30 protein-coding genes are annotated in these 26,010 nt (G+C 74.3%); 25 read left to right on the top strand and 5 right to left on the bottom strand.

Annotation, left to right across the window (positions count from 1 at the left end):
- The first annotated feature begins 77 nt into the window (after window positions 1–77).
- The 15 genes from rpsP (at window position 78) to whiG (ending at window position 12,011) form a co-directional block, all read left to right on the top strand.
- Entirely contained in the window at window positions 78–479 is a 402-nt protein-coding gene (gene rpsP / locus CLV37_RS04210; protein ID WP_106207168.1) for a 30S ribosomal protein S16, read from the top strand.
- A gap of 4 nt (window positions 480–483) precedes the next feature.
- Window positions 484–723 carry an RNA-binding protein gene (locus tag CLV37_RS04205; RefSeq protein ID WP_106207166.1) on the top strand — a complete coding sequence of 80 codons (240 nt, stop codon included), beginning with the start codon at window positions 484–486 and terminating at the stop codon, window positions 721–723.
- A gap of 78 nt (window positions 724–801) precedes the next feature.
- Complete coding sequence (gene rimM, locus CLV37_RS04200) at window positions 802–1,326, top strand: ribosome maturation factor RimM (RefSeq protein ID WP_106207164.1); 525 nt, start codon at window positions 802–804, stop codon at window positions 1,324–1,326.
- Entirely contained in the window at window positions 1,323–2,165 is an 843-nt protein-coding gene (gene trmD / locus CLV37_RS04195) for a tRNA (guanosine(37)-N1)-methyltransferase TrmD (protein ID WP_106207162.1), read from the top strand. The genes rimM and trmD overlap by 4 nt, the downstream gene beginning before the upstream one ends.
- A 133-nt stretch (window positions 2,166–2,298) precedes the next feature.
- A complete protein-coding gene (gene rplS, locus CLV37_RS04190; RefSeq protein WP_106207161.1) occupies window positions 2,299–2,661 on the top strand; it encodes a 50S ribosomal protein L19 in 363 nt (120 codons plus the stop codon).
- A gap of 134 nt (window positions 2,662–2,795) precedes the next feature.
- Window positions 2,796–3,461 (top strand): signal peptidase I, encoded by a 666-nt coding sequence (gene lepB, locus CLV37_RS04185; RefSeq protein WP_106207159.1) that lies wholly within the window; start codon window positions 2,796–2,798, stop codon window positions 3,459–3,461.
- Window positions 3,458–4,213 (top strand): signal peptidase I, encoded by a 756-nt coding sequence (gene lepB / locus CLV37_RS04180; RefSeq protein ID WP_106207157.1) that lies wholly within the window; start codon window positions 3,458–3,460, stop codon window positions 4,211–4,213. Before lepB (CLV37_RS04185) ends, lepB (CLV37_RS04180) begins: the two co-directional genes overlap by 4 nt.
- Complete coding sequence (locus tag CLV37_RS04175) at window positions 4,210–5,016, top strand: ribonuclease HII (RefSeq protein WP_106207155.1); 807 nt, start codon at window positions 4,210–4,212, stop codon at window positions 5,014–5,016. The genes lepB (CLV37_RS04180) and CLV37_RS04175 overlap by 4 nt, the downstream gene beginning before the upstream one ends.
- Window positions 5,017–5,023: 7 nt before the next feature.
- Complete coding sequence (locus CLV37_RS04170; RefSeq protein ID WP_011981967.1) at window positions 5,024–5,350, top strand: DUF2469 domain-containing protein; 327 nt, start codon at window positions 5,024–5,026, stop codon at window positions 5,348–5,350.
- A 238-nt stretch (window positions 5,351–5,588) separates the two neighbouring features.
- A complete protein-coding gene (locus CLV37_RS04165; RefSeq protein WP_106207153.1) occupies window positions 5,589–5,957 on the top strand; it encodes a YraN family protein in 369 nt (122 codons plus the stop codon).
- On the top strand, window positions 5,957–7,510 hold the full coding sequence (locus tag CLV37_RS04160; RefSeq protein ID WP_106207513.1) for a YifB family Mg chelatase-like AAA ATPase: 1,554 nt from the start codon (window positions 5,957–5,959) through the stop codon (window positions 7,508–7,510). The genes CLV37_RS04165 and CLV37_RS04160 overlap by 1 nt, the downstream gene beginning before the upstream one ends.
- Complete coding sequence (dprA, locus tag CLV37_RS04155) at window positions 7,507–8,691, top strand: DNA-processing protein DprA (RefSeq protein ID WP_211298348.1); 1,185 nt, start codon at window positions 7,507–7,509, stop codon at window positions 8,689–8,691. Before CLV37_RS04160 ends, dprA begins: the two co-directional genes overlap by 4 nt.
- Window positions 8,692–8,815: 124 nt before the next feature.
- Entirely contained in the window at window positions 8,816–9,985 is a 1,170-nt protein-coding gene (locus tag CLV37_RS04150) for an RtcB family protein (RefSeq protein ID WP_106207151.1), read from the top strand.
- Between the two features lie 67 nt (window positions 9,986–10,052).
- Window positions 10,053–10,985, top strand: a complete 933-nt coding sequence (locus CLV37_RS04145; RefSeq protein ID WP_106207149.1) for a tyrosine recombinase XerC — start codon at window positions 10,053–10,055, stop codon at window positions 10,983–10,985.
- A gap of 21 nt (window positions 10,986–11,006) precedes the next feature.
- A complete protein-coding gene (gene whiG / locus CLV37_RS04140; protein WP_245885231.1) occupies window positions 11,007–12,011 on the top strand; it encodes an RNA polymerase sigma factor WhiG in 1,005 nt (334 codons plus the stop codon).
- 4 nt (window positions 12,012–12,015) lie between these two features.
- Here whiG and CLV37_RS04135 read toward each other — a convergent pair whose 3' ends face one another.
- The 3 genes from CLV37_RS04135 to CLV37_RS04125 form a co-directional block, all read right to left on the bottom strand.
- The gene (locus CLV37_RS04135; protein ID WP_106207507.1) at window positions 12,016–12,534 is read right to left on the bottom strand and encodes a M23 family metallopeptidase; all 519 of its coding nucleotides are present in this window, start codon (window positions 12,532–12,534) and stop codon (window positions 12,016–12,018) included.
- Window positions 12,535–12,641: 107 nt separating this feature from the next.
- Window positions 12,642–12,989, bottom strand: a complete 348-nt coding sequence (locus CLV37_RS04130) for a TraR/DksA family transcriptional regulator (RefSeq protein ID WP_245885230.1) — start codon at window positions 12,987–12,989, stop codon at window positions 12,642–12,644.
- A complete protein-coding gene (locus CLV37_RS04125) occupies window positions 12,986–14,143 on the bottom strand; it encodes a pyridoxal phosphate-dependent aminotransferase (RefSeq protein WP_106207503.1) in 1,158 nt (385 codons plus the stop codon). The genes CLV37_RS04130 and CLV37_RS04125 overlap by 4 nt, the downstream gene beginning before the upstream one ends.
- A gap of 316 nt (window positions 14,144–14,459) precedes the next feature.
- On the opposite strand from CLV37_RS04125, the gene rpsB reads away from it, so the two are divergent.
- The 8 genes from rpsB (at window position 14,460) to CLV37_RS04085 (ending at window position 21,233) form a co-directional block, all read left to right on the top strand.
- Window positions 14,460–15,386, top strand: a complete 927-nt coding sequence (rpsB, locus tag CLV37_RS04120; protein ID WP_106207147.1) for a 30S ribosomal protein S2 — start codon at window positions 14,460–14,462, stop codon at window positions 15,384–15,386.
- Between the two features lie 120 nt (window positions 15,387–15,506).
- Complete coding sequence (tsf, locus tag CLV37_RS04115) at window positions 15,507–16,334, top strand: translation elongation factor Ts (protein WP_106207145.1); 828 nt, start codon at window positions 15,507–15,509, stop codon at window positions 16,332–16,334.
- A gap of 167 nt (window positions 16,335–16,501) precedes the next feature.
- A complete protein-coding gene (pyrH, locus tag CLV37_RS04110) occupies window positions 16,502–17,263 on the top strand; it encodes a UMP kinase (RefSeq protein WP_245885229.1) in 762 nt (253 codons plus the stop codon).
- Between the two features lie 57 nt (window positions 17,264–17,320).
- A complete protein-coding gene (gene frr / locus CLV37_RS04105) occupies window positions 17,321–17,878 on the top strand; it encodes a ribosome recycling factor (RefSeq protein WP_106207143.1) in 558 nt (185 codons plus the stop codon).
- A 23-nt stretch (window positions 17,879–17,901) separates the two neighbouring features.
- Window positions 17,902–18,762: a phosphatidate cytidylyltransferase gene (locus CLV37_RS04100; RefSeq protein ID WP_245885228.1), complete on the top strand. Its 861-nt coding sequence runs from the start codon at window positions 17,902–17,904 to the stop codon at window positions 18,760–18,762.
- Window positions 18,763–18,793: 31 nt separating this feature from the next.
- Complete coding sequence (gene rlmN / locus CLV37_RS04095) at window positions 18,794–19,975, top strand: dual-specificity RNA methyltransferase RlmN (RefSeq protein ID WP_106207141.1); 1,182 nt, start codon at window positions 18,794–18,796, stop codon at window positions 19,973–19,975.
- Complete coding sequence (locus CLV37_RS04090; RefSeq protein WP_106207139.1) at window positions 19,972–20,556, top strand: DivIVA domain-containing protein; 585 nt, start codon at window positions 19,972–19,974, stop codon at window positions 20,554–20,556. Before rlmN ends, CLV37_RS04090 begins: the two co-directional genes overlap by 4 nt.
- Before the next feature lie 2 nt (window positions 20,557–20,558).
- Window positions 20,559–21,233: a hypothetical protein gene (locus CLV37_RS04085; RefSeq protein WP_106207137.1), complete on the top strand. Its 675-nt coding sequence runs from the start codon at window positions 20,559–20,561 to the stop codon at window positions 21,231–21,233.
- Between the two features lie 6 nt (window positions 21,234–21,239).
- Here CLV37_RS04085 and CLV37_RS04080 read toward each other — a convergent pair whose 3' ends face one another.
- Together CLV37_RS04080 and CLV37_RS04075 are read right to left on the bottom strand one after the other, a co-directional pair.
- Window positions 21,240–21,656 carry a TIGR03618 family F420-dependent PPOX class oxidoreductase gene (locus CLV37_RS04080; protein ID WP_106207135.1) on the bottom strand — a complete coding sequence of 139 codons (417 nt, stop codon included), beginning with the start codon at window positions 21,654–21,656 and terminating at the stop codon, window positions 21,240–21,242.
- A gap of 13 nt (window positions 21,657–21,669) precedes the next feature.
- Window positions 21,670–23,016: a PucR family transcriptional regulator gene (locus CLV37_RS04075; protein ID WP_170127041.1), complete on the bottom strand. Its 1,347-nt coding sequence runs from the start codon at window positions 23,014–23,016 to the stop codon at window positions 21,670–21,672.
- 84 nt (window positions 23,017–23,100) lie between these two features.
- Between CLV37_RS04075 and gabT the strand changes: the two genes are divergently transcribed.
- Window positions 23,101–24,468 carry a 4-aminobutyrate--2-oxoglutarate transaminase gene (gabT, locus tag CLV37_RS04070; protein ID WP_106207131.1) on the top strand — a complete coding sequence of 456 codons (1,368 nt, stop codon included), beginning with the start codon at window positions 23,101–23,103 and terminating at the stop codon, window positions 24,466–24,468.
- 20 nt (window positions 24,469–24,488) lie between these two features.
- Window positions 24,489–25,964 carry an NAD-dependent succinate-semialdehyde dehydrogenase gene (locus CLV37_RS04065; RefSeq protein WP_106207129.1) on the top strand — a complete coding sequence of 492 codons (1,476 nt, stop codon included), beginning with the start codon at window positions 24,489–24,491 and terminating at the stop codon, window positions 25,962–25,964.
- Window positions 25,965–26,010 lie beyond the last annotated feature (46 nt).

Below are 26,010 nucleotides of genomic sequence, written 5' to 3'. Positions count from 1 at the left end.
CCTTGGACAGCTCGGCCCGGCGTCCCCACACCAGGTCGTTCCGTCCGCCACTCCAGAACCGGGAGACACCCCACACCGTGGCTGTCAAGATTCGCCTCAAGCGCATGGGCCAGATCCGTGCACCGTTCTACCGCGTCGTCGTCGCCGACTCGCGCAGCAAGCGCGACGGTCGCGCGATCGAGGAGATCGGGCTCTACAACCCGATGACCGACCCCTCGACCATCGACATCAAGTCCGAGCGCGCGCAGTACTGGCTCGGCGTCGGCGCGCAGCCGACCGAGCAGGTCACCGCGCTGCTGAAGGTCACGGGCGACTGGCAGAAGTTCAAGAAGAACCTGCCCGGCACCGAGGGCACCTACCGGGTCCCGGCCGCCAACACCAAGCCCCCGCGCATCCCCGCCGGTGGCGCCGCGAAGACCGCCGAGACCCCGGCCGAGGCGCCCGCCGCCGCTGCCGAGACCCCGGCCGAAGAGAACTGATCCGGTGCTCGCGGACGCTCTCGAGCACCTCGTGCGCGGCATCGTCGGTCACCCCGACGACGTGCAGGTGACGTCGAAGACGTTGCGCCGCGGTGCGGTGCTCGAAGTTCGCGTGCACCCGGACGACCTGGGCCGGGTCATCGGCCGCGCGGGTCGGACGGCCAAGGCGCTGCGCACCGTCGTCGGTGCCCTCGCCGGAGGCAAGCAGGTGCGCGTCGACCTCGTCGACGTGGACCGGCGCTGAGGACCAGCACCACCCGGGACGCCGGGGCCGCTTCCGCGGTCCCGGCGTTCCGTCGTTCCGAGACCTTGGAGTTGTGACGTGGAGTACGTCGTCGCCCGCATCGGGCGCCCGCACGGGGTGAAGGGTGAGGTCACCGTCGAGGTCCGCACCGACGACCCCGACGAGCGGTTCGTCCCCGGTGCCGTCCTGCGCACCGACCCCGCCCGGGGGCAGCTGACGGTGGCGTCCGCGCGCTGGCACAACGGCACGCTCCTGCTGACCTTCACCGAGGTCACCGACCGCACGGCCGTCGAGGGGCTGCGCGACACCCTCCTGCTCGTCGACGTCGACGACGAGGCCGAGGAGACCGACGACGCGTGGTACCCGCACCAGTTGCGGGGCATGGCGACCGTGACGATCACGGGCACACCCCTCGGCGTCGTCGCCGACCTTCTGACGGGCAACGCCCAGGACGTCCTGGTCGTCACCGGCACCGACGGGCGCGAGGTGCTCGTGCCCTTCGTGCGGGCCATCGTCCCGACCGTCGACGTGCGCCGCCGCAAGGTCGTCCTGAACCCCCCGGGCGGTCTGTTCGTCGAGCTGCCGGGGGACCCGGACCAGTGAGGCTGGACGTCGTCTCGATCTTCGGGGAGTACCTGGCCCCGCTGCAGCTCTCGCTCATCGGCAAGGCGCAGACCCAGGGTCTGCTCGACGTGCGCGTCCACGACCTGCGCGAGCACACCCACGACCGGCACCGCACGGTCGACGACACCCCGTACGGCGGGGGCGCCGGCCTGCTCATGAAACCCGAGCCGTGGGGCGAGGCGCTCGACGCGGTCCTCGCCGACCCCCCGGCCGGGGCCCGCGACGAGGGCCCCGTCCTCGTCGTCCCCTCGCCCGTGGGGGAGGTGTTCAGCCAGCGCGCGGCCGTCGAGCTCGCGGCCGAGCCGTGGCTCGTCTTCGCCTGCGGCCGCTACGAAGGCATCGACGCCCGCGTCGTCGAGCACTACCGGACGCGCCTGCGGGTGCGGGAGGTGTCGCTGGGGGACTACGTGCTCAACGGCGGCGAGGTCGCGGTGCTCGCCATCACCGAGGCCGTCGTCCGCCTCGTGCCCGGCGTCATCGGGAACGCGGCGTCGCTGACGCAGGAGAGCCACGCCCCCGAGCACGACGGGCTGCTGGAGCACCCCGCCTACACCAAACCGGCGACGTGGCGCGGGCTCGACGTCCCGGCCGTCCTGGCCGGGGGTGACCACGGGGCCGTGGACCGCTGGCGGCGCGACGAGGCGTTGCGGCGCACCGCCTCCCGTCGTCCCGACGTGCTGGCCGGTCTCGACCCGGCCCGCTGCGACGCCCGCGACCTGGCGGTGCTGGCCGAGCTGGGGTGGGCTCCGGGTGATCACGGATTCTCCCCGGTGACGTCGTCTGTGGCAGACTCGTCAGCTGACAACACCACGCCGTGACGACCGGTGACCGCTGCCCCCGGGCGGCGGGGGTGAGGCCCGCCACAGGGGGTCAGCCCACCGGACCCCTCGTCGCGGGACCGATCCCTGCGCCGACGACCTGTGGCGTCCTGCAGGAGGAGTGAGCAGAACCATGCACGTGCTCGACAGCATCGACGCGGCTTCGCTGCGTTCGGACGTCCCGGAGTTCCGCGCCGGGGACACCCTGAAGGTCCACGTCAAGGTCATCGAGGGCAGCCGCTCCCGTGTCCAGGTCTTCCAGGGCGTCGTCATCCGCCGCACCGGCGGCGGCGTCCGCGAGGCCTTCACGGTCCGCAAGGTCAGCTTCGGCGTCGGCGTGGAGCGCACCTTCCCGCTGCACACCCCGGTCATCGAGAAGATCGAGGTCGTGACCCGCGGCGACGTCAAGCGCGCCAAGCTGTACTACCTGCGCGACCTGCGCGGCAAGGCCGCCAAGATCAAGGAGCGTCGCGACGCGACGAGCGCCCGCGGCTGAGTCCGTCCACGTCCCGAGCCGGGTCCCCTCGCGGGGGCCCGGCTCGTGTCGTCCCGGGCCCGTGCAGCTCTGCTGACTAGACTCGCCCAGCCCGCGCCGCCCGCGGTGCGCAGTCCCCGCGAGGCAGGAGTTCCGTGACGACCACCCCACCGCGACCACCGTCGGTGGTCGCGCGGCGCACCTCCCGGGGCTCTCGCGCCGTGCTGGTCCTGGCCCTCGCGCTGCTGCTCGTGCTGCTGCTGCGCTCCTTCGTCGTGCAGACCTTCTCCATCCCCTCCGACTCGATGCGGCCCACCCTCACCCCGGGCGAACGGGTGCTCGTGTGGCGGGTCCACGCAGCCGACGTGCGCCGCGGTGACGTCGTCGTCTTCGACGGCACGGGGACCTTCAGCGACAGCCCCGCCGCCCCGCAGGGCCTGGCCCGGCTCGGCGCGGGAGTGGCCGAGGTGCTCGGCTTCCGGCCCGGGGAGTCCGACTACGTCAAGCGCGTCGTGGGGCTGCCGGGGGACCGCATCACCTGCTGCGACGCCCAGGGCCGGCTGCTCGTCGACGGCCGCCCGCTGGACGAGCCGTACGTGTACCCCGGCGACGCGGCCAGCGAGGTCGAGTTCGACATCGAGGTGCCCGAGGGGAGACTGTGGGTGATGGGTGACCACCGCAGCGATTCCGTCGACTCCCGTTCCCACCTCGGCTCGCCCGGGGGTGGCACGATCGCGGTCGACGACGTCATCGGGCGGGTCGTCGCCGTCACCTGGCCGCTGGACGCGGTCGGGACCGTCGAACGGGGGAGCGCTTCGTGAGCGCCGAGCACGACGCCGGGCAGGACACGACGGCCCCGGAGCCGACCCCACCGCCGAGACCGGCCGGCGGTGGCCTGTTCGCCGCGGTCAAGGAGGTCGTCCTCGTCGTCGCGGTGGCGCTGGTCGTCTCCCTGGTGGTCAAGACGTTCCTGCTGCAGGCGTTCTTCATCCCCTCGCAGTCCATGGAGCAGACCCTGGACATCGGCGACCGGGTCATCGTCAGCAAGCTGTCGCCGGGCCCCTTCGAGCTGCACCGCGGCGACGTCGTCGTCTTCTCCGACCCCGGGGGCTGGCTGCCGGAGACGACGCCCACGCAGCGCGGGCCGGTGGGGACCGCCGTCGCCGAGGCGCTGACCTTCGTGGGGCTGCTGCCGGAGGACTCCGACGACCACCTCATCAAACGGGTCATCGGCCTGCCCGGTGACCACGTCGTCTGCTGCGACGCCTCCGGGCGCCTCACCGTCAACGACACCCCCGTCGACGAGTCGGCGTACCTGGCCGACGGGGTCGTCCCGAGCTCGACGACCTTCGACGTGACGGTGCCCGCCGGTCAGCTGTGGGTCATGGGCGACAACCGCGCCGAGTCGGCCGACTCCCGCTACAACGGGGACTCCCAGCCGTACCACGGGTTCGTCCCCATCGACCTCGTCGTGGGTCGCGCGTACGCCGTCGTGTGGCCCGTGGGGCACTGGAGCTGGCTGGGCACGCCGAACGACTTCGACTCCGTGCGCGGCGCCTCGGGGGCGAAGTGAGCGTCCGACCGACCCGCACGTCGTCCTCGGCCCCGGCGCCCTCGCTGCGCCTGGAACGTCAGCTGCTGCGCTCCGGGCACACCCTCGTCGCCGGGGTCGACGAGGTGGGGCGCGGGGCGCTGGCCGGCCCGGTCAGCGTCGGCGTGCTCGTCGTGGACGCCACGACGAGGACGGCGCCGCCGGGCCTGCGCGACTCCAAGCTGCTGACGCCGGCGGCCCGCGAGGTCCTGGCCCCCAAAGTGCGGCGCTGGGCCGTGGCCTGGGCCGTGGGGCACGCCGAACCGGCCGAGATCGACGCCGTCGGCATCGTCGCGGCCCTGCGGCTGGCCGGACGGCGCGCGCTCGCCGAGCTGCCCCTCGCCCCGGACGTGGTCATCCTGGACGGCAACCACGACTACCTCAGCGACCCGCGCGAACCGTCCCTGCTCGACGACCTGGACGGTGCCCCCGGCCACCCGGCGTGGGGCGCGCCGGTCGTCACGACCCGCGTCAAGGCCGACGTGACCTGCGCGGCCGTCGCCGGGGCCAGCGTCCTGGCCAAGACGACGCGCGACGCGGAGATGGCGCGCCGTCACGAGCAGTTCCCGCACTACGGCTGGGCGGGGAACAAGGGGTACAGCGCGCCGGACCACCTCGAGGCGCTGTCGGTGCACGGCAGTTGCGAGCAGCACCGGCGCAGCTGGCGCCTGCCCGGTCTCGTCGTCCCCACCCCCCGCGCCGAGGGTGCGCCCGCCCCGCAGGACGCGCTCGCGGACCTCGTCCTCGACGGGGTGGCGTCCCTCCCCGACGTGCGGAAGGCATGATGGGCACGTGAGCGCAGAGGACCTCGAGAACTACGAGACCGAGATGGAGCTGCAGCTCTACCGCGAGTACCGGGACGTCGTCTCCCTCTTCTCCTACGTGGTGGAGACCGAGCGCCGCTTCTACCTCGCCAACTCGGTCGACCTGCAGGTGCGGACGGCCGACGGCGAGACCTACTTCGAGGTGACCCTGCACGACGCGTGGGTCTGGGACGTCTACCGTCCCGCGCGGTTCGTGCGCGACGTGCGCGTGGTGACGTTCAAGGACGTCAACGTCGAGGAGCTGCAGAAGCGCGACATCGAGGTGCCGGACACCCCGGAGCTGCGCGACCGCTGAACCGGGTCCCCGAGGGGCCACCCATGCCGGCGGTGGATGCGACGATCCGCGAAACTTCTGGACTGTGCGACGATGCCGGGGTGGGACGCGCCTCGCTGCCGGGGGGTCGTCGAGGCGCGTCCCCGCCGAGCACGGCACGGGCCGGTGACGTCGTCGTCTCCACAGGGCCCCGCCGTCCACAGCCGGGCCCACCGACGCCCCCGCCCTCCTGCCCGTCGCCGCAGTCTTGGCGGCGGAGGTGGTGCACGTGCGTGCGAAGGACGCCGTGGGACGGTACGGGGAACGGGTGGCCGCCCGGCGGCTGACCGAGGCCGGGATGACGGTCGTGGAACGGAACTGGCGCAGCCGGCGCGGGGAGATCGACATCCTCGCCCGCGACGGCGACGTGCTCGTGGTGTGCGAGGTGAAGACCCGGCGCAGCACCCGCGCCGGCACCGCCGCCGAGGCCGTGACCCCCGACAAGCTGCGGCGCCTGCAGGACCTCACCGAGGAGTGGCTCGCCGCGCACCCCGACGTGCGGTACGCCGGCGTCCGCTTCGACGTCGTGGCCGTCACGCCCGCCGAGCGCGGTCCGGCCCACGTCGACCACCTGCGCGGGGTGCTGTGATGGCCCTCGCGCGCTGCCTGGCCGTCGGGCTCGTCGGGCTCGACGGTCACCTCGTGGAGGTCGAGGCCGACATCTCCGCCGGCATCCCCGCCTTCGTCCTGGTCGGCCTGCCCGACGCCTCGCTCAACGAGGCCAAGGACCGGGTCCGGGCGGCGACGGCGAACTCCGGGTTCCCGCTGCCCTCGCAGCGCATCACCGTGAACCTCTCACCCGCCACGCTGCCCAAGAACGGCTCCGCGTTCGACCTGAGCGTCGCGATCGCGACGCTCACCGCCGCCGGGGTGCTGCCCGCCGAGGCCTGCGTGCAGACCGTGCACCTGGGCGAGCTCGGCCTCGACGGCAGCGTGCGCGCCGTCGACGGCGTGCTGCCCGCCGTGCTGGCCGCCGCCCGCGCCGGGGTGCGGCGCGTCGTGGTGCCGGAGGCGACGGCCGAGGAGGCGGCGCTGGTGCCCGGCATCGCGGTGCGGGGGGTCCGCTGGCTCGCCGAGCTCGTGGCCGACTACCGCGGGGACCCGCCGCTGGACCTGCCGGCCCCGCCCCGGCCGTTCGTCCCCCCGGCCCGCTCGGGCGCCGGACGTCCCCTCGACCTCGCCGACGTCGTCGGGCAGACCGAGGCGCGGTTCGCCCTCGAGGTCGCCGCCGCGGGCGGGCACCACCTGCTCATGAACGGGCCGCCCGGGGCGGGCAAGACGATGCTCGCCGCGCGGCTGCCCGGGCTCCTGCCCGACCTCGACGAGGACGCCGCCCTGGAGGTCACCGCCGTGCACTCGGTCGCCGGCACCCTGCGGGGCCGGCCCGGCACCGCGCTCATCACCCGCCCGCCCTACGAGGACCCCCACCACACCGCCTCCGTCGCCTCCGTCGTGGGCGGCGGCAGCGGTGTCCCGCGCCCCGGCGCGGTCTCCCGGGCCCACCGCGGCGTGCTCTTCCTCGACGAGGCCCCCGAGTTCGAGGCCCGCGTCCTGGACGCCCTGCGCCAGCCCCTCGAGCTCGGTGAGCTCGTCCTGCACCGGGCCCGCGGCACGGCGCGCTACCCGGCCCGCTTCCAGCTCGTCCTGGCCGCCAACCCGTGCCCGTGCGGGCGCGCGGTCGGCAAGGGCGTCGACTGCACGTGCACCCCGCAGGCCCGGCGGCGGTACGCGACCAAGCTGTCCGGCCCGCTGCTCGACCGCGTCGACGTCCAGCTCCAGGTCCACGCCGTCACCCGGGCGCAGGTCGCCGAGCAGGTCGTGGGGGAGAGCACCGCCGTGGTCGCCGCCCGCGTCCGGCAGGCCCGTGCCGTGCAGCGCGAACGGCTGCAGCGCCACGGGATCGGCACCAACGGTGAGCTGCGGGGACCGCTGCTGCGCGGCCCGCTGCGGCTGGCCCCCGACACCACCCGCGACCTCGACCGGGCCCTGGACCGCGGCGTCCTCACCCTGCGCGGCGTCGACCGCGTCCTGCGGCTCGCCTGGACCGTCGCCGACCTGCGCGGCGCCCCGGCGCCGGAGCGCGACGACGTCGGTCGGGCGCTGGCCCTGCGCGGGGCGATCGCCCCGGGGGTCGCCGCGTGAGCCGGTGGGCGGGCACCGGCCAGGGCGCCCTCGCACCGGGGCCCGTGCCCTCGGCCGTCAAGGCCGCGCTCGGCGACGACCGGCTGGCCCGGGCCGCCTGGAGCCGGCTGGCCGAACCCGGTGACACCGCGGCCACCCGGCTGGTCGCCGAGGTCGGGGCGCCGCTGGCCCTGGAGGCGGTCGTCACCGGACGCGGACCCGAGCGGTGGCGGACCCGGCTCGCCGACCTCGACCCGGCCTCCGACGTCGCCGCCGTCCGCGCGGCCGGCGGGCGCGTCCTGGTCCCCGGCGACGACGAGTGGCCCACCGGCCTGGGCGACCTCGACGTCGACGCCGGCGGGGACGGACCCCTGGGTGCGCCCTTCTGCCTGTGGGTGCGCGGCCCGGTGCACGTCGCCGACGTCTGCGCCCGCAGCGCCGCGCTCGTCGGCTCCCGCGCCGCCACCGGGTACGGCCGGCACGTCGCCGCCGAGCTCGCCGCCGGGGTCGCCGACCGGGGTTTCGCCGTCGTCAGCGGCGGCGCCTTCGGCATCGACGCGGCCGCCCACCGCGCCGCGCTGGCCGTCGAGGGGGTCAGCGTGGCCGTGCTGGCCTGCGGGGTGGACCGCAGCTACCCGGCCGGGAACGCGGCGCTGCTGGCGGAGCTGGCGCGCACGGGGGCGCTCGTCTCGGAGGTGCCACCGGGGACGACGCCCACGCGGTGGAGGTTCCTGGAACGCAACCGGCTCATCGCCGCCCTCACCCGCGGCACGGTGGTCGTCGAGGCCGCCTGGCGCTCGGGGGCCCTGTCGACCGCCGACCGCGCCGAGCGCCTGCTGCGTCCGGTCGGGGCGGTACCCGGGCCGGTCACCTCGGCGGCCTCGGCGGGCTGCCACCGCCTGCTGCGCGAGCGGGGGGCGGTGTGCGTGACGAGCGCCGAGGAGGTCGTCGAGCTGGTGGGCGAGCTCGACGGCCGGGCCCTGCCGGTGCCCGTGGTCCAGACCCGCCCCTTCGACGGCCTGGACCGCGACGAGCTGCGGGTGGCCGAGTGCCTGCCGCGCCGGGGCGCGTGCGGGCTGGACCGGCTCGCGCGCGACGCGGGCCTGGCGGCCGGGACGGTCCAGGCGGTCCTGGGCCGGCTGGAGCTGTCCGGGCACGCCGTGCGCCACGACGGCGGCTGGCGGCGCGGGACCGTGGCCTGACGGGCGCACCCTGGCCCGGCGGACGGAAAAGGAGTGGGAACGCGGTACCGCGGTGCGTATCGTCGTTCCTCGTGCCTGGCGCGGAAACCCTTGCCGCGCAGGCCCTGACGAGAGAGGTGGAGCAGTGGAGCGGCTGGCGGACAAGCTGGTGAACTGGGCGTCGATCCTGGAGGAGAAGACGCGCCGGCAGGCCGAGACCGCCGCCACGATGCCCTTCATCCACCCGCACATCGCCCTGATGCCCGACGCCCACCTGGGCAAGGGGGCGACCGTCGGCTCCGTCATCCCGACCGACGGGGCGATCGTCCCGGCGGCCGTCGGGGTGGACATCGGCTGCGGGATGATCGCGGTCCGGACGCAGTTCACCGCCGCCGACCTGGCCGGGCGGGACCTGTCGGTGCTGCGCGAGGCGATCGAGCGGTCCGTCCCGCTGTCGGCGGGCGCGGCCAACCGGGAGGTCCTGCCCACGGCCGCCCCGCGGGTCGCCGAGCTCGAGGCGCTGCAGCCGCACCGCGCCGCGTTCCGCGAGCAGCTGGTGCCGCGCTGGCGCACGGCGCTGGGCACGCTCGGGTCGGGCAACCACTTCATCGAGGTCTCCCTCGACGAGACCGACGTCGTGTGGCTGTTCCTGCACTCCGGCTCGCGCGGGCCGGGCAACAAGCTGGCCACGCACCACATCGCCGTCGCCCAGCGGCTGTGCGCGCAGTGGTTCGTCCCGCTGCCCGACCGCGACCTGGCCTACCTCGTGGAGGGCACGCCCGAGTTCGACGACTACCTCGCCGACCTGCAGTGGGCGCAGCACTTCGCCCTGCTCAACCGCGAGGAGATGATGGACCGCGTCGCCGCCCGGCTCTCGGAGTTCCTCGGCGTCGACGTCGTGGAGCAGGAACGGATCAACTGCCACCACAACTACACCGCGCGCGAGAAGCACTTCGGGCGTGAGGTGTGGCTGTCGCGCAAGGGGGCCATCGCGGCCGACGAGGGGCGCCCCGGTCTCGTGCCCGGGTCGATGGGCACGGCCAGCTACGTCGTCGTCGGCAAGGGGAACCGGATGTCGCTGAACTCCTCCCCGCACGGGGCGGGACGGGAGTACAGCCGCTCGGCCGCCCGGCGCACGTTCACCCACGAGCAGCTGCGGGAGGCGATGAAGGGGATCGAGTACCGCGACACCGACGCGTTCCTCGACGAGATCCCCGCCGCCTACAAGAACATCGACCGGGTCATGGCCGACGCCGCCGACCTCGTGGAGGTGCGCCACACGCTGCGGCAGGTCGTCAACGTGAAGGGCGACTGAGGGGTCCGGGCCCCGCGTGCCGGGCGCGGCGCCGTGCGTCGCGCCCGGGACGTGGGAGCGTGCCGGGGTGTCGACGCACGCCCCCGAGGACCTCGCCGCGGTGCTGGCCGCCTACGCCACGCACCTGCGCGCCGAGCGCAACCGCTCCGAGAACACCGTGAAGGCGTACTGCGCCGACGTGCGCGACCTGCTGACCACCACGGTCCCCGCGGACGAGGACGGGACCCTGGACCTGGGGGTGTTGGGGCTGGCGGACCTGCGGGCGTGGCAGAACGCGGCGGCCGCCGACCACGGGCGCTCGACCCTGGCCCGGCGCGCCGCCTCGGCGCGCTCCTTCACGTCCTGGGCGCACCGGACGGGGCGGATCGACGCCGACCCCGGTCTGCGCCTGGTGGGGCCGAAGCGGGACAGACACCTCCCGCGGGTGCTGGCGCAGAGCCAGGTCCGCCAGGCCCTGGAACCGGCGGTGCGGGCCCGCAGGGACCTCGACGACCCGGTCGCGCTGCGCGACGGAGCGGTGCTGGAGTTCCTGTACTCCACCGGGTGCCGCGTCGCCGAGCTCACCGCGCTGGACGTGGCCGACCTGGACCGGGAGAACGGCTCGGCGCGGGTCCTGGGCAAGGGCGCTCGCGAGCGGACGGTGCCGCTGGGCCGGCCGGCGCTGCAGGCGCTGGACGCCTGGCTCGGGCACGGCCGTCCGCAGCTGGCCGGGCCCGACTCCGCGGACGCGCTGTTCCTGGGGGTGCAGGGGCGCCGTCTGGACCAGCGCCAGGTGCGCACGGTGGTCAACCGCGCGGTGGCCGCGGTCCCCGGGGCCCCGCACACCTCGCCCCACGGCCTGCGCCACGCGGCCGCGACGCACATGCTCGACGGACGAGCTGACCTTCGTAGCGTACAGGAGTTGCTCGGTCACGCTACGCTGTCGACGACGCAGATCTACACGCACGTGTCCGTGGAGCGTCTGCGGAGTGCGCACCGTCAGGCCCACCCCAGGGCCTGACGATCCGGGGGGAGGACCACGGTGGAACCAGGAGCAGGGCGCGAACGTGCCTCCACCGCGCAGACGGACGACGCGTCCGCGCTGCGAGTGGTCGACGAGGGTGAGGAGCGCGGCATCGACACCACCGGCACGACCGAGCAGCAGTCCACCGACACCGCGTCGGAGACCACCGCCGAGGAGGTCCAGCCGGCAGGCCGGCCCCAGGCGAACGCCCGGTTCACCAGTCGCAAGGGCAAGGGACCGTCCACCCCCGAGCAGGAGGCCGCCGAGGCCGCCCTGCGCGCCATGTGGGAGGAGTTCAAGGCCTCGGCGGACCCCTACGTCCGCGAGAAGCTGATCATGCACTACTCGCCCCTGGTCAAGTACGTGGCCGGGCGCGTGGGCGTGGGGCTGCCGCCCAACATCGAGCAGGCCGACCTCGTCTCGTACGGGATCTTCGGGCTCATCGACGCCATCGAGAAGTTCGACATCGAACGCGCCATCAAGTTCGAGACCTACGCGATCTCGCGCATCCGCGGCGCCATCATCGACGAGCTGCGCGCCATCGACTGGATCCCGCGGTCGGTGCGCAGCAAGGCCCGCGAGGTCGAGCGCACCTACGCCACCCTGGAGGGGGAGCTGCACCGCACCCCCACCGAGGCCGAGGTCGCCGAGCGCATGGGCATCCCGCTGCCGGACCTGCACCACATCTTCAGCCAGGTCTCCTACGTCAACGTCGTCGCGCTGGACGAGCTGCTGAGCGTCTCGGGGGAGAAGGGCGACAAGCTCTCCCTCGTCGACACCCTGGAGGACACCAAGGCCGAGGACCCGGTCGCGGCGTTCGAGAGCGAGGAGACGAAGTTCCTGCTCTCGCGGGCCATCAACCAGCTGCCCGAGCGCGAGAAGATCGTCGTCACCCTCTACTACTACGAGGGGCTGACCCTGGCCGAGATCGGCCGCGTCCTCGGCGTCACCGAGTCGCGCATCTGCCAGATGCACACCAAGGCCGTGCTGCAGCTGCGGGGCAAGCTGTCCGACGTCAGCTGACGGTTCACGGCCTGCCCAGGGGCAGCAGCACGGGAGCGGGGGCGCGCAGGCGCGACGAGGGGTCGAGGTAGACCTCGCCGTCGCGCAGCCCCAGGTGCAGGCACGTCGTCACGCAGTGCGCCGGGGCGGGCGCCACGGAGCCCAGCGGCCCGCCGGCGACCACCCGGGCACCCGCCGCGACACCCGCCTCGACGGGTTCGTACGTCGTGCGCAGCCCGTCGTCGTGCACGACCACGACGACACCGCGACCCGCGACCCGCCCCGCGAAGGACACCTGGCCCGCGGCGACCGCCCGCACGGGCTGCCCCGGCGCCGCGGCGAGGTCGACACCGCGGTGCCCCGCCGCGTAGCGGGCCACGTCGTCGAACCCGCGCACCACCCGTGGCGGTTCGAGCGGCCACGCCCAGGCGGCGGGGGCCGCGGGCGCGCTCGCCGCCGGTGCGGGAGCGGGCGGGGCCAGCACGACCGCCGCCAGCCCGGCGGCGGCGAGCGGGACCAGGGCCGTCAGCGCGGTGGAACCCATCACGAGGACACCCTCGTCGCGCCGCGGGCACCTCGGGGCCGCCCGGTGGGCCGCTGGGGACGACGGCCCCCTGTGGAGACCGCGACGTCACGGCCCCCCACCCGTCCTCAGCGGGCGGCGCACACCACGCAGGTCGTGGCCCAGGGCCGCACCGCCAGCCGCTCCGCGGCGATCGGCCGGCCGCACCCGGTGCAGGTCCCGAACCCCGGCTCCCCGACCCGGGTGAGGGCGTCGTCGAGGGCGGCCAGCCGGTCCCGGACCTGCTCCAGCACGGCCGCCGTCTGCGCCCGCTCGAACGCCGTCGTCGACCCCTCCGGGTCGTGCTCGTCGTCGGCGCCGCCCTCGGCGGCGACCTCCAGGGCGCTGGCCAGCTCGCGCTCCAGCCCCGCCAGCCGCGCGGCGGCCCCGGCGCGCTCGGCCTCCAGGACCGCCCGCAGCCCCGCGTCCGCCGTCACCTCGACCGCAGCGCCTGCAGGCGCTCGACGGCCTCGTGCAGCACGGCGTCGGACTTGCAGAACGTGAACCGCACCAGGGGTTCCGCCGCCCGCGCCGCGACCGATCCGGCGTCGCAGAACGCCGAGACCGGCACCCCGACCACCCCGGCGAGCTCGGGCAGGCGCCGGCAGAGGTCCGTGCCGTCGGTGAAGCCCAGCGGCCGGGGGTCGGCCACCACGAAGTACGTCCCGGCCGGGACCGGGACGGCGAACCCGGCCGCGCGCAGCCCCTCGACGAGCAGGTCGCGCCGTCGCTGCAGGTCCCCGGCGAGATCGGCGTAGAACGCGTCGGGCAGGGCGAGCGCGTTCGCGACGGCCGGCTGGAAGGGACCGGCGTTGACGTAGGTGAGGAACTGCTTGACGGTGCGCACCGCCGAGACCAGCGGGGCCGGTCCGGTGACCCAGCCGACCTTCCAGCCCGTGACCGAGAACGTCTTGCCGGCCGAGGACACCGTCAGCGTCCGCCCGGCCATCCCCGGCAGCGTCGCGATCGGGGTGTGGGCGCGGCCGTCGAAGACCAGGTGCTCGTAGACCTCGTCGGTGACCACGACGGCGTCGAACTCGACGGCCAGGGCCGCGACGGCGGCCAGGTCGTCGGCGGTGAGCACCGCCCCCGTCGGGTTGTGCGGGGTGTTGAGCAGCACCACGCGCGTGCGCCCGGAGAACGCGGCCCGCAGACCCGCGCGGTCCAGGACGAAGCCGTCCGGGCCCGGCAGCAGCGGCACGGACCGCTGGACGGCCCCGGCCAGCGCGATCGCGGCCGGGTAGGAGTCGTAGAACGGTTCCAGCACGACGACCTCGTCGCCCGGTTCGACCAGGGCCAGCACGCTCGCGGCGACGGCCTCGGTGGCGCCCGCCGTCACCAGCACCTGCGAGCCCGGGTCCAGGTCCAGGCCGTAGAAGCGGCGCTGGTGGGCGGCCACCGCCTCCAGCAGGGCGGGCACGCCCACGCCCGGCGGGTACTGGTTGCGGCCCGTGCGGATCGCCGTCACCGCGTCCTCGAGCAGCGACGCCGGACCGTCGGCGTCGGGGAAACCCTGACCCAGGTTGACCGCCCCCGTGCGCAGGGCCAGCGCGGACATCTCCGCGAAGACCGTCGGCCCGAAGCGGCGCATCCGGGCCACCGGGCCGGGGCTCGCGGGGGCGGGGGACGCGCTGCGGTCGAGACCAGTGCTCACGCGTCGTAGACTAGGCGGGCACCCGGTGCGCGTCCTCCTGCCGAACGTTCAGTCGAGCCTTCGGTCGGGGGGGCCTGTCCAGGGTGACATCGCGTCCCCCGTTCCCGGCGTCCTCGCCGGGGGGAGCACCCTCTCGGTCCACCGGGTCAGCCCGGCGGTCGGGTGCGCTCGGGGGGCCAGGCGTGCGAGCCGGCCGGCTCGCGACGACAGAACCGATCGGCCCCGACCGGGGCCGGCACGAGGAGGACCACCCATGGCCGTCGTGACGATGCGCCAGCTGCTCGAGTCCGGTGTGCACTTCGGACACCAGACCCGTCGCTGGAACCCCAAGATGAAGCGCTTCCTCTTCACCGAGCGCAACGGCATCTACATCATCGACCTGCAGCAGTCGCTGTCGTTCATCGACCGCGCCTACGACTTCGTCAAGGAGACCGTCGCCCACGGCGGCTCGATCCTGTTCATCGGCACGAAGAAGCAGGCTCAGGAGTCCATCGCCGAGCAGGCCGCGCGCGTGGGCATGCCCTACGTCAACCAGCGCTGGCTCGGCGGCATGCTGACCAACTTCCAGACCGTCAGCAAGCGGATCTCCCGCATGCGCGAGCTGGAGCAGGTCGACTTCGACGACGTCGCCGCCTCCGGTCTGACGAAGAAGGAACTGCTCGTCCTGCGTCGCGAGTACGACAAGCTGACCAAGACCCTGGGCGGCATCCGCGACATGACCAAGGTCCCCTCCGCGGTCTGGATCGTCGACACGAACAAGGAGCACCTCGCGGTCGACGAGGCGAAGAAGCTGAACATCCCGGTCGTCGCGATCCTGGACTCCAACTGCGACCCGGACGACGTCGACTACCGGATCCCCGGCAACGACGACGCCATCCGTTCCGTCACGCTGCTGACCCGGGTCATCGCCGACGCCGTCGCCGAGGGCCTGCAGGTCCGTCACGGTGGCAAGGGCGAGGCGGCCGAGCCGCTCGCCGCCTGGGAGCAGGACCTGCTCGCCGGCAACGAGGGTGAGCAGACCGGTGGCTCCGAGTCCGCCGCGACCGCCGAGGGCTCCACCGCCCCCGAGGCCGCTGCCGCCGAGGCCGCCGAGGGTCAGCCGGCCGAGGCCGCCGCCACCGAGGGCGACGCCGTCGAGGCGCCGGCCGAGGAGACCACTGAGGCTCCCGCCCAGGTCTGAGCGACCCAGCACTGACACAGGACGCCTGTGGTGACGCCCCGGGCCCTCCCAGGCCCGGGGCGTCCGCACGTCCTGCCCCAGCACGAGAAGAAGTTCACGGAATCGACGAGAGGAACGACCGTGGCTGCGTACACCGCCGCTGACGTCAAGGCGCTGCGCGAGAAGACCGGCGCCGGCATGCTCGACTGCAAGAACGCCCTGGTGGAGACCGACGGCGACGTCGAGAAGGCCATCGAGCTGCTGCGCATCAAGGGCCAGAAGGGCGTCGCCAAGCGCGCCGACCGCGACGCCTCCAACGGCCTCGTGGCCGTGCACGTGGACGGTGGCCTCGGCGTCATGGTCCAGGTCAACTGCGAGACCGACTTCGTCGCCAAGTCCGAGGGCTTCGTGGCCCTGGCCGAGCAGGTGCTGGCCCAGGCCGTGGCCGTCGGCGCGACCGACTCCGCCGCCCTGCTCGCCTCCGAGATCGACGGCAAGACCGTCCAGTCCGTCCTCGACGAGGCCAACGCCACGATGGGCGAGAAGATCCTCGTCCCCAACGTCGCGCGCATCGAGGGCAAGCACGTCTCGGCGTACCTGCACCGCACCGCCACCGACCTGCCCCCGACCATCGGTGTCCTCGTCGCCCTCGACGTCGACAACGACGCCCTGGGCAAGGACATCGCCATGCACACCGCCGCGATGAGCCCGACCTACCTCACCCGCGACGAGGTCCCGGCCGAGAAGGTCGAGTCCGAGCGCCGCATCGCCGAGGAGACCGCGCGCGAGGAGAAGAAGCCCGAGGCCGCGCTGCCCAAGATCGTCGAGGGTCGCGTCAACTCCTTCTTCAAGGACAACGTCCTGCTCGAGCAGCCGTTCGCCAAGGACCAGAAGGTCACGATCACCAAGCTGCTGGCCGACGCCGGCGCCCAGGTGACCGCGTTCGCCCGCTTCCGGGCCGGCGTCTGAGGACGACCCGCACGACGACGTGACGGGGTGGGGGGACCAGCGGTCCCCCCACCCCGTTCGCACGTCCGGAGCAGTCGCGGTGCACCCAGCGTGACCTCCACCACCCGACTGGGGCAGACTGCCCGAGATCTGACGCCCCCCCGCACCCACACCCGAGGAGCCCCCGCGTGAGCGAGCCCAGCCTGACCGTCGACCTCGAGGCCGGGACCGTCCACCCGCGGCCCGCGTACCAGCGCGTGCTCCTGAAGCTGTCGGGGGAGTTCTTCGGCAACGGCCAGGTCGGCGTCGACCCCGACGTCATCGCCCAGGTGGCCCGCGAGATCGCCGGTCCCGTCAAGGAGGGCGTCCAGGTCGCGATCGTCGTCGGCGGCGGCAACTTCTTCCGCGGCGCCGAGCTGTCGCAGCGCGGCATGGAGCGCAGCCGCGCCGACTACATGGGCATGCTCGGGACGGTCATGAACGCCCTGGCCCTGCAGGACTTCCTGGAGCAGGCCGGCGTCCAGACCCGCGTGCAGACCGCCATCACGATGGGCCAGGTCGCCGAGCCGTACATCCCGCGGCGCGCCATCCGGCACATGGAGAAGGGCCGTGTCGTGATCTTCGGTGCGGGCGCCGGCATGCCGTACTTCTCCACCGACACCGTCGCGGCCCAGCGCGCGCTCGAGGTGCGCGCCGACGCGGTGCTGATGGCCAAGAACGGCGTCGACGGCGTCTACACGGGCGACCCGCGCACCGATCCGGCCGCCACCAAGATCGACACGATCAGCTACGCGGAGGCGATGCGGAAGAACCTGCGCGTCGTCGACCAGACCGCCTTCAGCCTGTGCATGGACAACCGCCTGCCGATGATGGTCTTCGGGATGGAGGGCCAGGGCGTGGCCCGTGCCCTGCGGGGTGAGAGGATCGGCACGCAGGTGATCGCGGACTGACGCTCAGCCAGTCCGTGCCGGGCCTGCGGCGACTGCACGAAGGACGAAGGGACCACCGTGATCGACGACACCCTCCTCGAGGCCGAGGAGAAGATGGAAAAGGCGGTCGAGGTCGCCAAGGAGGACTTCGGGGCGATCCGCACCGGCCGGGCGAACGCGGCGATGTTCTTCAAGATCCTGGTGGACTACTACGGCGCGCCCACCCCGCTGCAGCAGCTGGCCAGCTTCCAGATCCCCGAGGCCCGCTCGGTCCTCATCACCCCCTTCGACCGCGGGGCGATGGGGGAGATCGAGAAGGCGCTGCGCAACTCCGACCTCGGCGTCAACCCGAGCAACGACGGCAACGTCATCCGGATCGTGCTGCCGCAGCTGACCGAGGAACGCCGCAAGGACTACATCAAGCTCGCCCGCTCCAAGGCCGAGGACGCCCGCGTCTCGCTGCGCAACGTCCGTCGCCGCGCCAAGGAGGAGCTCGACCGCATCGTCAAGGACGGCGAAGCCGGTGAGGACGAGGTGGGCCGGGCCGAGAAGGAGCTGGAGTCGGTCACCAAGAAGCACGTCGACGCCGTCGACGAGCTGCTGAAGAACAAGGAAGCCGAGCTCCTCGCCGTCTGAGGACCCACCGGCGACCTCGAACCGTGACCAGCGAGACCACGCGCAAGCCACCGCGGCGGGCCGGGCGCAACCTGCCCGCCGCGATCGGCATGGGACTGGCCATGGGCGGCGTGCTCATCGCGAGCCTGTTCGTCCGCCGCGAGGCGTTCCTCGTGCTGGCCAGCGCCGCCGTCCTCTACGGGACGATCGAGGTGGTGCGGGCCTTCCGGGCCCGGCACCTGCGCGTCCCCGTGCTGCCGCCCGTCGCGGGCACCCTGGCCATGCTGCCGGGTGCCTACCTCGGCGGCGGGGAGACCCTCTTCGTCGCCTACGCCCTGACGGTCTTCGCCGTCGTCGCCTACCGGCTCGTGGCCGGTGACGGCGACCACGGCTCCGAGGTCCGGGTCCCCGCGGTCCGCGACGTCGCGGGCGGGGTCTTCATCGTCACGTACGGCCCGCTGCTGGCCGGGTTCGCCATGCTCATGCTGGCCGCGACGCAGGGCGCCTGGCGGGTGCTCGTCTTCGTGCTCGTCGTCATCTGCAGCGACGTCGGCGGGTACGCGGCGGGCGTCTTCTTCGGCAAGCACCCCATGGCCCCCTCGGTCAGCCCCAAGAAGTCGTGGGAGGGCAGCGCCGGGTCCCTGCTCGTCGGGGCGCTGGCCGGGGCGATCGCGCTGCCGCTGACCCTGGGCGGTCACTGGTGGCAGGGCGTGGTCCTGGGGCTGGTGACCGTCGTCGTCGCCATCGGCGGGGACCTGTCGGAGTCGATGCTCAAGCGCGACCTCGGCATCAAGGACATGGGCACGCTGCTGCCCGGGCACGGCGGGGTGATGGACCGGCTGGACTCGCTGCTGCCGGCCGCCCCCGTCGTGCACCTCCTGCTCCTGTGGTTCGTCGGCCCCTGAGCGGGCCACCCGCCCTTACCATGGAGTCACGATGTCGACTCCCGCAGACCTCACCTCCCCGCCCCGCGAGCCCCTGCCGCTGGCCCCGGCCGGCCCCGGCAAGCTCGTCATGTCGGCCCCGCGCCGCGGCAAGCCGCCGCGGCACTTCGTCGACCTCGAGCCCGCCGAGCGCGGGGAGGCGATGGTCGCGCTGGGCGAGAAGGCGTTCCGCGGCAAGCAGCTCGCCACGCAGTGGTTCGAGCGGCTCGAGGACGACCCCGCGAAGATGACGGACCTGCCCGCGGCCAGCCGCGCGAGGATCTCCGAGGCGCTGCTGCCGACGCTGCTGACGGGGATCCGCACCCTGACGGCGGACAAGGGCACCACGGTCAAGACGCTGTACCGCCTGCACGACGGCGCCCTCGTGGAGTCGGTGCTCATGCGCTACCGGAACCGCGACACGATCTGCATCTCCAGCCAGGCCGGCTGCGGGATGAACTGCCCGTTCTGCGCCACCGGCCAGGCCGGGCTGACCCGCAACCTGTCGACGGCCGAGATCGTCGAGCAGGTCACGGCCGCCTCCCGGGCCCTGGCCCGCGGTGAGGTCCCCGGCGGCGAGGGGCGCGTGAACAACGTCGTCTTCATGGGCATGGGGGAGGCGTTGGCCAACTACAAGTCCGCGGTCGCCGCCGTGCGCCGGCTCACCCAGCCCGCCCCCGACGGCCTGGGGATCTCCGCCCGGGGCATCACGATGTCGACCGTCGGGCTCGTCCCGGCGATCGACAAGTTCGCCGCCGAGGGCATCGCCGCGACGCTGGCCCTGAGCCTGCACGCCCCCGACGACGAGCTGCGCAACGACCTCGTGCCGATCAACCAGCGGTGGAACGTCGGCGAGGCCCTCGACGCGGCCCGCCGCTACTTCGAGTCCACCGGCCGCCGCGTCAGCATCGAGTACGCGCTCATCCGCGACATCAACGACCAGGCCTGGCGCGCCGACCGGCTCGGCAAGCTGCTCAACGCCCGCGGCCGCGGCTGGGTCCACGTCAACCCGATCCCGCTGAACCCGACCCCGGGCTCGAAGTGGACGGCGTCGGACCCGGCGGTGGAGAAGGCGTTCGTCGCGGCCCTGGAGGCCCGCGGCATCCCGACGACCGTGCGCGACACCCGGGGCAGCGAGATCGACGGGGCCTGCGGGCAGCTCGCGGCCATCGGACCCGAGCAGCCCACCGCGTGAGCACCGACGTCGAGGGCCCGCAGCTGTCGCAGCTGATCCTCGAGCGCCCGGCGCGGGCCAGGGGTCTGCGCCGGGGGTACCGGGTCGGCGACGTCGACCTGTTCTTCGACCACCTCGCCCGGGCCGTGCCGGCCGGCAAGGTCGCCTCGGCCCAGGTCCGGGCGGTCGGGTTCGGCTCGCAGCTCGGCGGGTACGACGTCGAGGACACCGACGCCCTGCTCGCCGAGGTCGAGGACGCCCTCGCCCGCCGCGAACGCGACCACGCCCTGGCCCAGGACGACCAGCGGCACTACGCCGAGCGCCGTGCCGCCCTCGCAGCGGCCGTCTCGGGACGGCTGTCCGAGCGCCGGGGCGAGCGCTTCCCCCGGGCGCGCGGGCTGCGCCGCGGGTACAGCCCCCGCGACGTCGACGCCCTGTGCGCGCTGCTGGCCGACCACTTCGGCGGACGGGTGGCGCTGAGCGCCGACGACGTGCGCGGCGCGCTGTTCCGCCCCCGGCGCGGGGCCCGCGGGTACCGCGAGGCCCCCGTGGACGCCTTCCTGGACCGCGTGGTCGAGCTCATGGTGACGTTCGAGCGCTAGCGGTGGCCGACGAGGTGGACGACGAGCAGGCCGTGCGGGCGGCCCTGGAGGCGGACCGGGCCCCCGTGCTGGACCTCACGGTGCCGCGGTTCGTCGCAGCCGTGGCCGGTCTGGAGCCCGAGGTGCGTCGCCGCTTCGTCCGGTTCGGGTTGGACGAGGAGACGACCACCGCGACGCTCGCCGACGTCGACCGCAAGCTGGGTGCGTACGGCGACGACATCGAGGTCGACTGGCTGCTCGGGCTCGTCCGCGCGGACGTCGTCGCCCTCGGGCGGTTGCAGTTCGAGCGACGGCCCGACGACGACGGGCACGCCGTCCACGTCCCGGAGGGCGGCGGGCTGAGCGAAGCGGCTGTGGCGGACTCCTTCGCGCGGGCCGCCCGCGTCCTGGGTGCGAGGGAGTTCCACTGCCGCTCCTGGCTGCTCGACCCGCTGCTGGGCGCTCTGGGCCCGGACAGCGGCATCGTGCGCTTCGCGCGCCGGTTCGAGGTCGGGCAGGTCGTGCGCGACGGCGCGGCCGACCGGGCGGTCGCGAAGTTCGTGTTCCGCCGGCCGCCGGCGGAGGTCCTCGCCCACGCCGTGCCGCGCACGCGCCTGGAGCACCTGGTGCTCGCGCACCTGCGCGGCGGCGGGCACTGGGCCGAGCCGCGCGGACGATGCGGCCCGCAGCGAGGCTGACCCCCGTCAGCGGCCCGTCGGCGAGTCCCACGGCGGGACCGACCCGAGCACGCGGTCGACGGTGAAGACCACGACGACGCGCTGGGGGTTCTCCCGCGGGGTGCGGTAGCGCACGGCGTACCGCTCCTCGGCGTCGCGCACGGCCCCGGCGTCGGTCAGGACGCGGCCCTCGCCCTCCAGCGACAGCCAGCGTCGGCCGTCGACCTGCGCCACGACGCAGCGCGACCCCCGCCGGGCGTGGACGGCCTTGCGCGAGGTGCCGGAGGTGATCACGCGGACCTCGCGGGTCGCGGGGTCGAAGGTGAAGCCGACGGGGACGACGTGCGGTGAGCCGTCCGCGCGCAGGGTGGTCAGGGTCGCGAGGTGCCGCTCGGCGAGGAACTCCAGGGCGGACGCCGGCAGGGCGGCGGGATCGAGGGCCACGGCGGGCAGTCTGTCAGCTCGGCCGGGCCGTCAGGGCCAGCCACACCTCCGCGCGGTCGGTGGGGTCCTCCCACGACACGCCCAGAATCTCCTGGGCGCGGGAGAGTCTGTGCCGCAACGTGTTGCGGTGCAGGCCCAGGGCTTCGGCGGTGGGCTGACGGGCTCCGTGGTGGGCCAGGAACACCTGCACCGCCTCCCGCAGCTCGGGGTCCAGACCGGCGAGGCGCTCGCGCGACCAGCGGGTCAGGACCTCCCCGTCGAGCAGGTCGGGCAGCGACCGGTCGCCCGCGAGGACGACCGGGCGCTCGGCGGTGGTCCGGGCGAACGCGAGGTCGGCCGTGCGCCGGCCCTCGCCGGCCCCGGTCAGCGCCACGGCGCGCCCGACGCCCGCCCGCCCGGCCAGGGCCGGGACCTCACCCGCGCCGAACAGCGCGTAGCGCTCGGCGACGAGCGCACCGGCGGGGGCGGTCCCCGCCCACCGCACGACGACGACGGGGTCGGGCAGGTCGAGGCCGACGGTGCCGGCCAGCCGCCGGGCCGGGTCCACCCGCCCGTCGAGGACGAGGTCGACCACCACGGCCGTCAGGACCGACGTCGCCTCCCCGCCCGGGCGGGACGTGAGCAGGCCCAGCAGGGCCGCGGCGGTGCCGAGGGTGCCCCGCACGGCGCGCGGGGCGCCGGGTGCGCCGGTCACCAGCAGCCAGCGGGACGTGCCGCTGGCCAGCAACGTCGACGACCCGGTGGCCGTCACCTCGCTCCAGGCCGCGCGGGCGCCCTGCCCGCGCACGCGCCGCAACCCGTCGAGGGCCGCCGCGGACGGTGCGGCGGCCGTGCTGGCGGCCAGCACGGTGCCGGCGGCGTCGAGCAGCCAGGCCGACCCCCCGACGGCCCGCGCGGCCCGCACCAGGACGGCGCGGGTCCCGTCCGGCCCGGTCGCGGCCACGGTGAGGTCGCGCTGGGCCCGGGCGGCGGCCGCCTCGGCCTCGTTCTCCCCGCGCCGCAGCAGGTCCGCCAGGCGCCGGGAGACGGCGATGAACGGGGTCGGGACCGGCACCTCGACGAGGGCGAGCCCGGCCGTGCCCGCGGCCGTCACGAGGGTCCGCGGCACGGTGCGGTGGCTGAGGCCGACGCCGAAGCCCACGCCCGAGACCCCGGCGGCCACGAGCCGCTCGACCCAGCGCGCCCACCCCGCGCGCGGCACGCGCAGCCCCGTGGTCAGCAGCAGCTCACCGCCCTCCAGGAAGGCGGTCGGGTCGTCGAGCTCGCTGGTCGCGACCCAGCGCACCGCGACGCCCGGGTCGCCGACGACGAGACGCAGGTCCAGGGACGGGGTCGCGAGGAGGTCGGCGAGCTGCACCACGCAGGACATCTTGCACCGCTGCGAGCACGTCGACGGTGCAGATCGGGCACTGCGGACACGGCCCGACGGGCCTACCGTCGCCTCATGACGACGCTCAGCCACGAGGCGCAGCAGGGCACCACCGGCCAGGGGGGCCCCGCGCTCCCGCAGGAGATCCGGCTCGTCACCGAGGTCCCCGGACCCCGGTCGCGCGAGCTCGCCGCCCGGCGCACCGCCGCGGTCTCGGCCGCCGTCGGGTCCTCCATGCCCTTCTACGCCGCCGCGGCCGGGGGCGGCGTCGTCGTCGACGTCGACGGCAACTCCTACGCCGACCTCGGCTCCGGCATCGCCGTGACCACCGTGGGCAACTCCGCCCCGGCCGTCGTGGCCGCCGTCACCGAGCAGGTCGAGCGGTTCACCCACACCTGCTTCATGATCACCCCGTACGACTCCTACGTGGAGCTGGCCGAGCGCCTCGCCGAGCTGACTCCCGGCGACTTCGCCAAGAAGAGCGCCTTCTTCGTCTCCGGCGCCGAGGCCGTCGAGAACGCCGTGAAGATCGCCCGCGCCCACACCGGTCGGCAGGCCGTCGTCGTGTTCGACCACGCCTACCACGGGCGCACCAACCTCACGATGGCCATGACGGCCAAGAACATGCCCTACAAGAACGGTTTCGGGCCGTTCGCGCCCGAGGTCTACCGCGCCCCGCTGAGCTACCCCTTCCGCGACGGCCTCGACGGCCCGGCCGCGGCCGCCCGCGCCATCGCCGTCGTGGAGAAGCAGGTCGGCGCCGCCAACCTCGCCGCGATCGTGATCGAGCCCGTCCAGGGCGAGGGTGGGTTCATCGTCCCCGCGCCCGGGTTCCTGCCCGCCATCGCCGCCTGGGCCAAGGAGAACGGCGTCGTGTTCGTCGCCGACGAGGTGCAGACCGGCGTCGCGCGCACGGGCGCCTGGTTCGCCAGCCACCTCGAGGGGGTCGAGCCCGACCTCGTCACCATCGCCAAGGGCGTCGCCGGCGGACTGCCGCTGTCGGCCGTGACCGGCCGCGCCGAGATCGTCGACGCCCCCGTCACCGGTGGCCTCGGCGGCACCTACGGCGGCAACCCGCTGGCCACCGCCGCGGCCCTGGCGACCCTGCGCACCATCGAGGACGAGGACCTCCTCGCCCGCGCCCGCCGGCTCGAGGAGATCCTGTTCGGCCGCCTGCGGGCCCTGGCCGCGCGCGACCCGCGCGTGGGCGACGTCCGCGGCCGCGGCGCCATGGTCGCCGTGGAACTCGTGAAGCCCGGCACCACCGAACCCGACGCCGCCCTGGCCAAGAAGGTCGCGACCGAGGCCGCGCAGCAGGGCGTCATCGTCCTGACCTGCGGCACCGACGGCAACGTCCTGCGCTTCCTGCCGCCGCTGAGCATCGGCGACGACCTGCTGAACCAGGCGTTCGACGTCCTGGACCGCGTCTTCGCCGCCAACTGAGCACGAGAGGGACCGACACCATGAGCACGACGATCGACTCCACCCGCGAGTCCGAACTCCTCTCCACCGTCCCGACCGGGTTGTTCATCGGCGGGCGGTGGCGGGCCGCGACCGGCGGCGCGACCGTGGCCGTGGAGGACCCCGCTACCGGCCGGACCCTCGTCGAGATCGCCGACGGCACCGTCGAGGACGGCACCGCCGCCCTCGACGCCGCGGTCGCCACGGCCCCGGCGTGGGCCAAGACCCCCACCCGCGTGCGCGCCGAGATCCTGCGCAAGGCCTTCGACCTCGTCGCCGCGCGCGCCGACGACTTCGCCCTGCTCATGACGCTGGAGATGGGCAAACCCCTGGCCGAGGCCAAGGGCGAGGTCGCCTACGGCAACGAGTTCTTCCGCTGGTTCTCCGAGGAGGCCCCGCGCATCTCCGGGCGCTACTCCCAGAATCCCGTCGGCGGGTCCCGGCTGCTCACCATGAAGCAGCCCGTCGGGCCGGTCCTGGCCATCCTGCCGTGGAACTTCCCGCTGGCCATGGGCACCCGCAAGATCGCCCCGGCCCTGGCCGCCGGCTGCACCATCGTGGTCAAACCCGCGACCCAGACCCCGCTGACGACGCTGTACCTGGCCCAGACCCTCGCCGACGCCGGGGTGCCCGACGGGGTCGTCAACGTCATCACGACGTCCACGACGAGCAAGGTCGTCGCCCCGCTCATCGCCGACCCGCGGCTGCGCAAGCTGACGTTCACCGGCTCCACCCCGGTGGGCAAGAAGCTCGTCGAGCAGTCCGCCCAGCAGCTGCTGCGGATCTCCATGGAACTGGGCGGCAACGCCCCGTTCGTCGTCTTCGACGACGCCGACGTCGACAAGGCCGTCGAGGGCGCGATGCTGGCCAAGATGCGCAACCAGGGCGAGGCGTGCACCGCCGCGAACCGGTTCTACGTGCAGCGTCCCGTCGCCGAGGAGTTCTCCCGCAAGCTCGCCGAGCGCATGGGCTCCCTCGTCGTCGGCCGCGGCACCGAGGACGGCGCCCAGGTCGGGCCGCTCATCGACGCCCGGGCCCGCGACGACGTCGCCCAGCGCGTCACCGAGGCCGTCGAGGCCGGGGCCCGGGTCGTCGTCGGCGGGCAGGCGGTGGGGGAGGCGGGTTACTTCTACGCCCCCACCGTGGTCACCGACGTCCCCGTCGGCGCGCGCCTGCTCACCGAGGAGACGTTCGGCCCGGTCGCCCCCGTCGTCGTGTTCGACACCGAGGAGGAGGGTGTCGCCCTGGCCAACGACACCGAGTACGGGCTGATCGCCTACGCCTTCACCCAGGGCATGGACCGCGCCATGCGGGTGGCCGAGGCGCTGGAGACCGGGATGGTCGGGCTGAACTCCGGGCTCGTGTCCAACGCCGCCGCGCCCTTCGGTGGGGTCAAGGCCTCCGGGTTCGGCCGCGAGGGCGGCCTGGAGGGCATCGAGGAGTACCTGGAGACGAAGTACGTGAACTTCCCGCTCTGACCCCCGGCGCACGACGAAGGGCCCTGCCGAACCCCGGCAGGGCCCT

The sequence above is a fragment of the Kineococcus rhizosphaerae genome (assembly GCF_003002055.1).
GTDB classification, from domain to species: Bacteria; Actinomycetota; Actinomycetes; order Actinomycetales; family Kineococcaceae; genus Kineococcus; species Kineococcus rhizosphaerae.
Note: the sequence above shows the minus strand (reverse complement) of the source record. Positions and strands in the feature narration are given on the sequence as shown.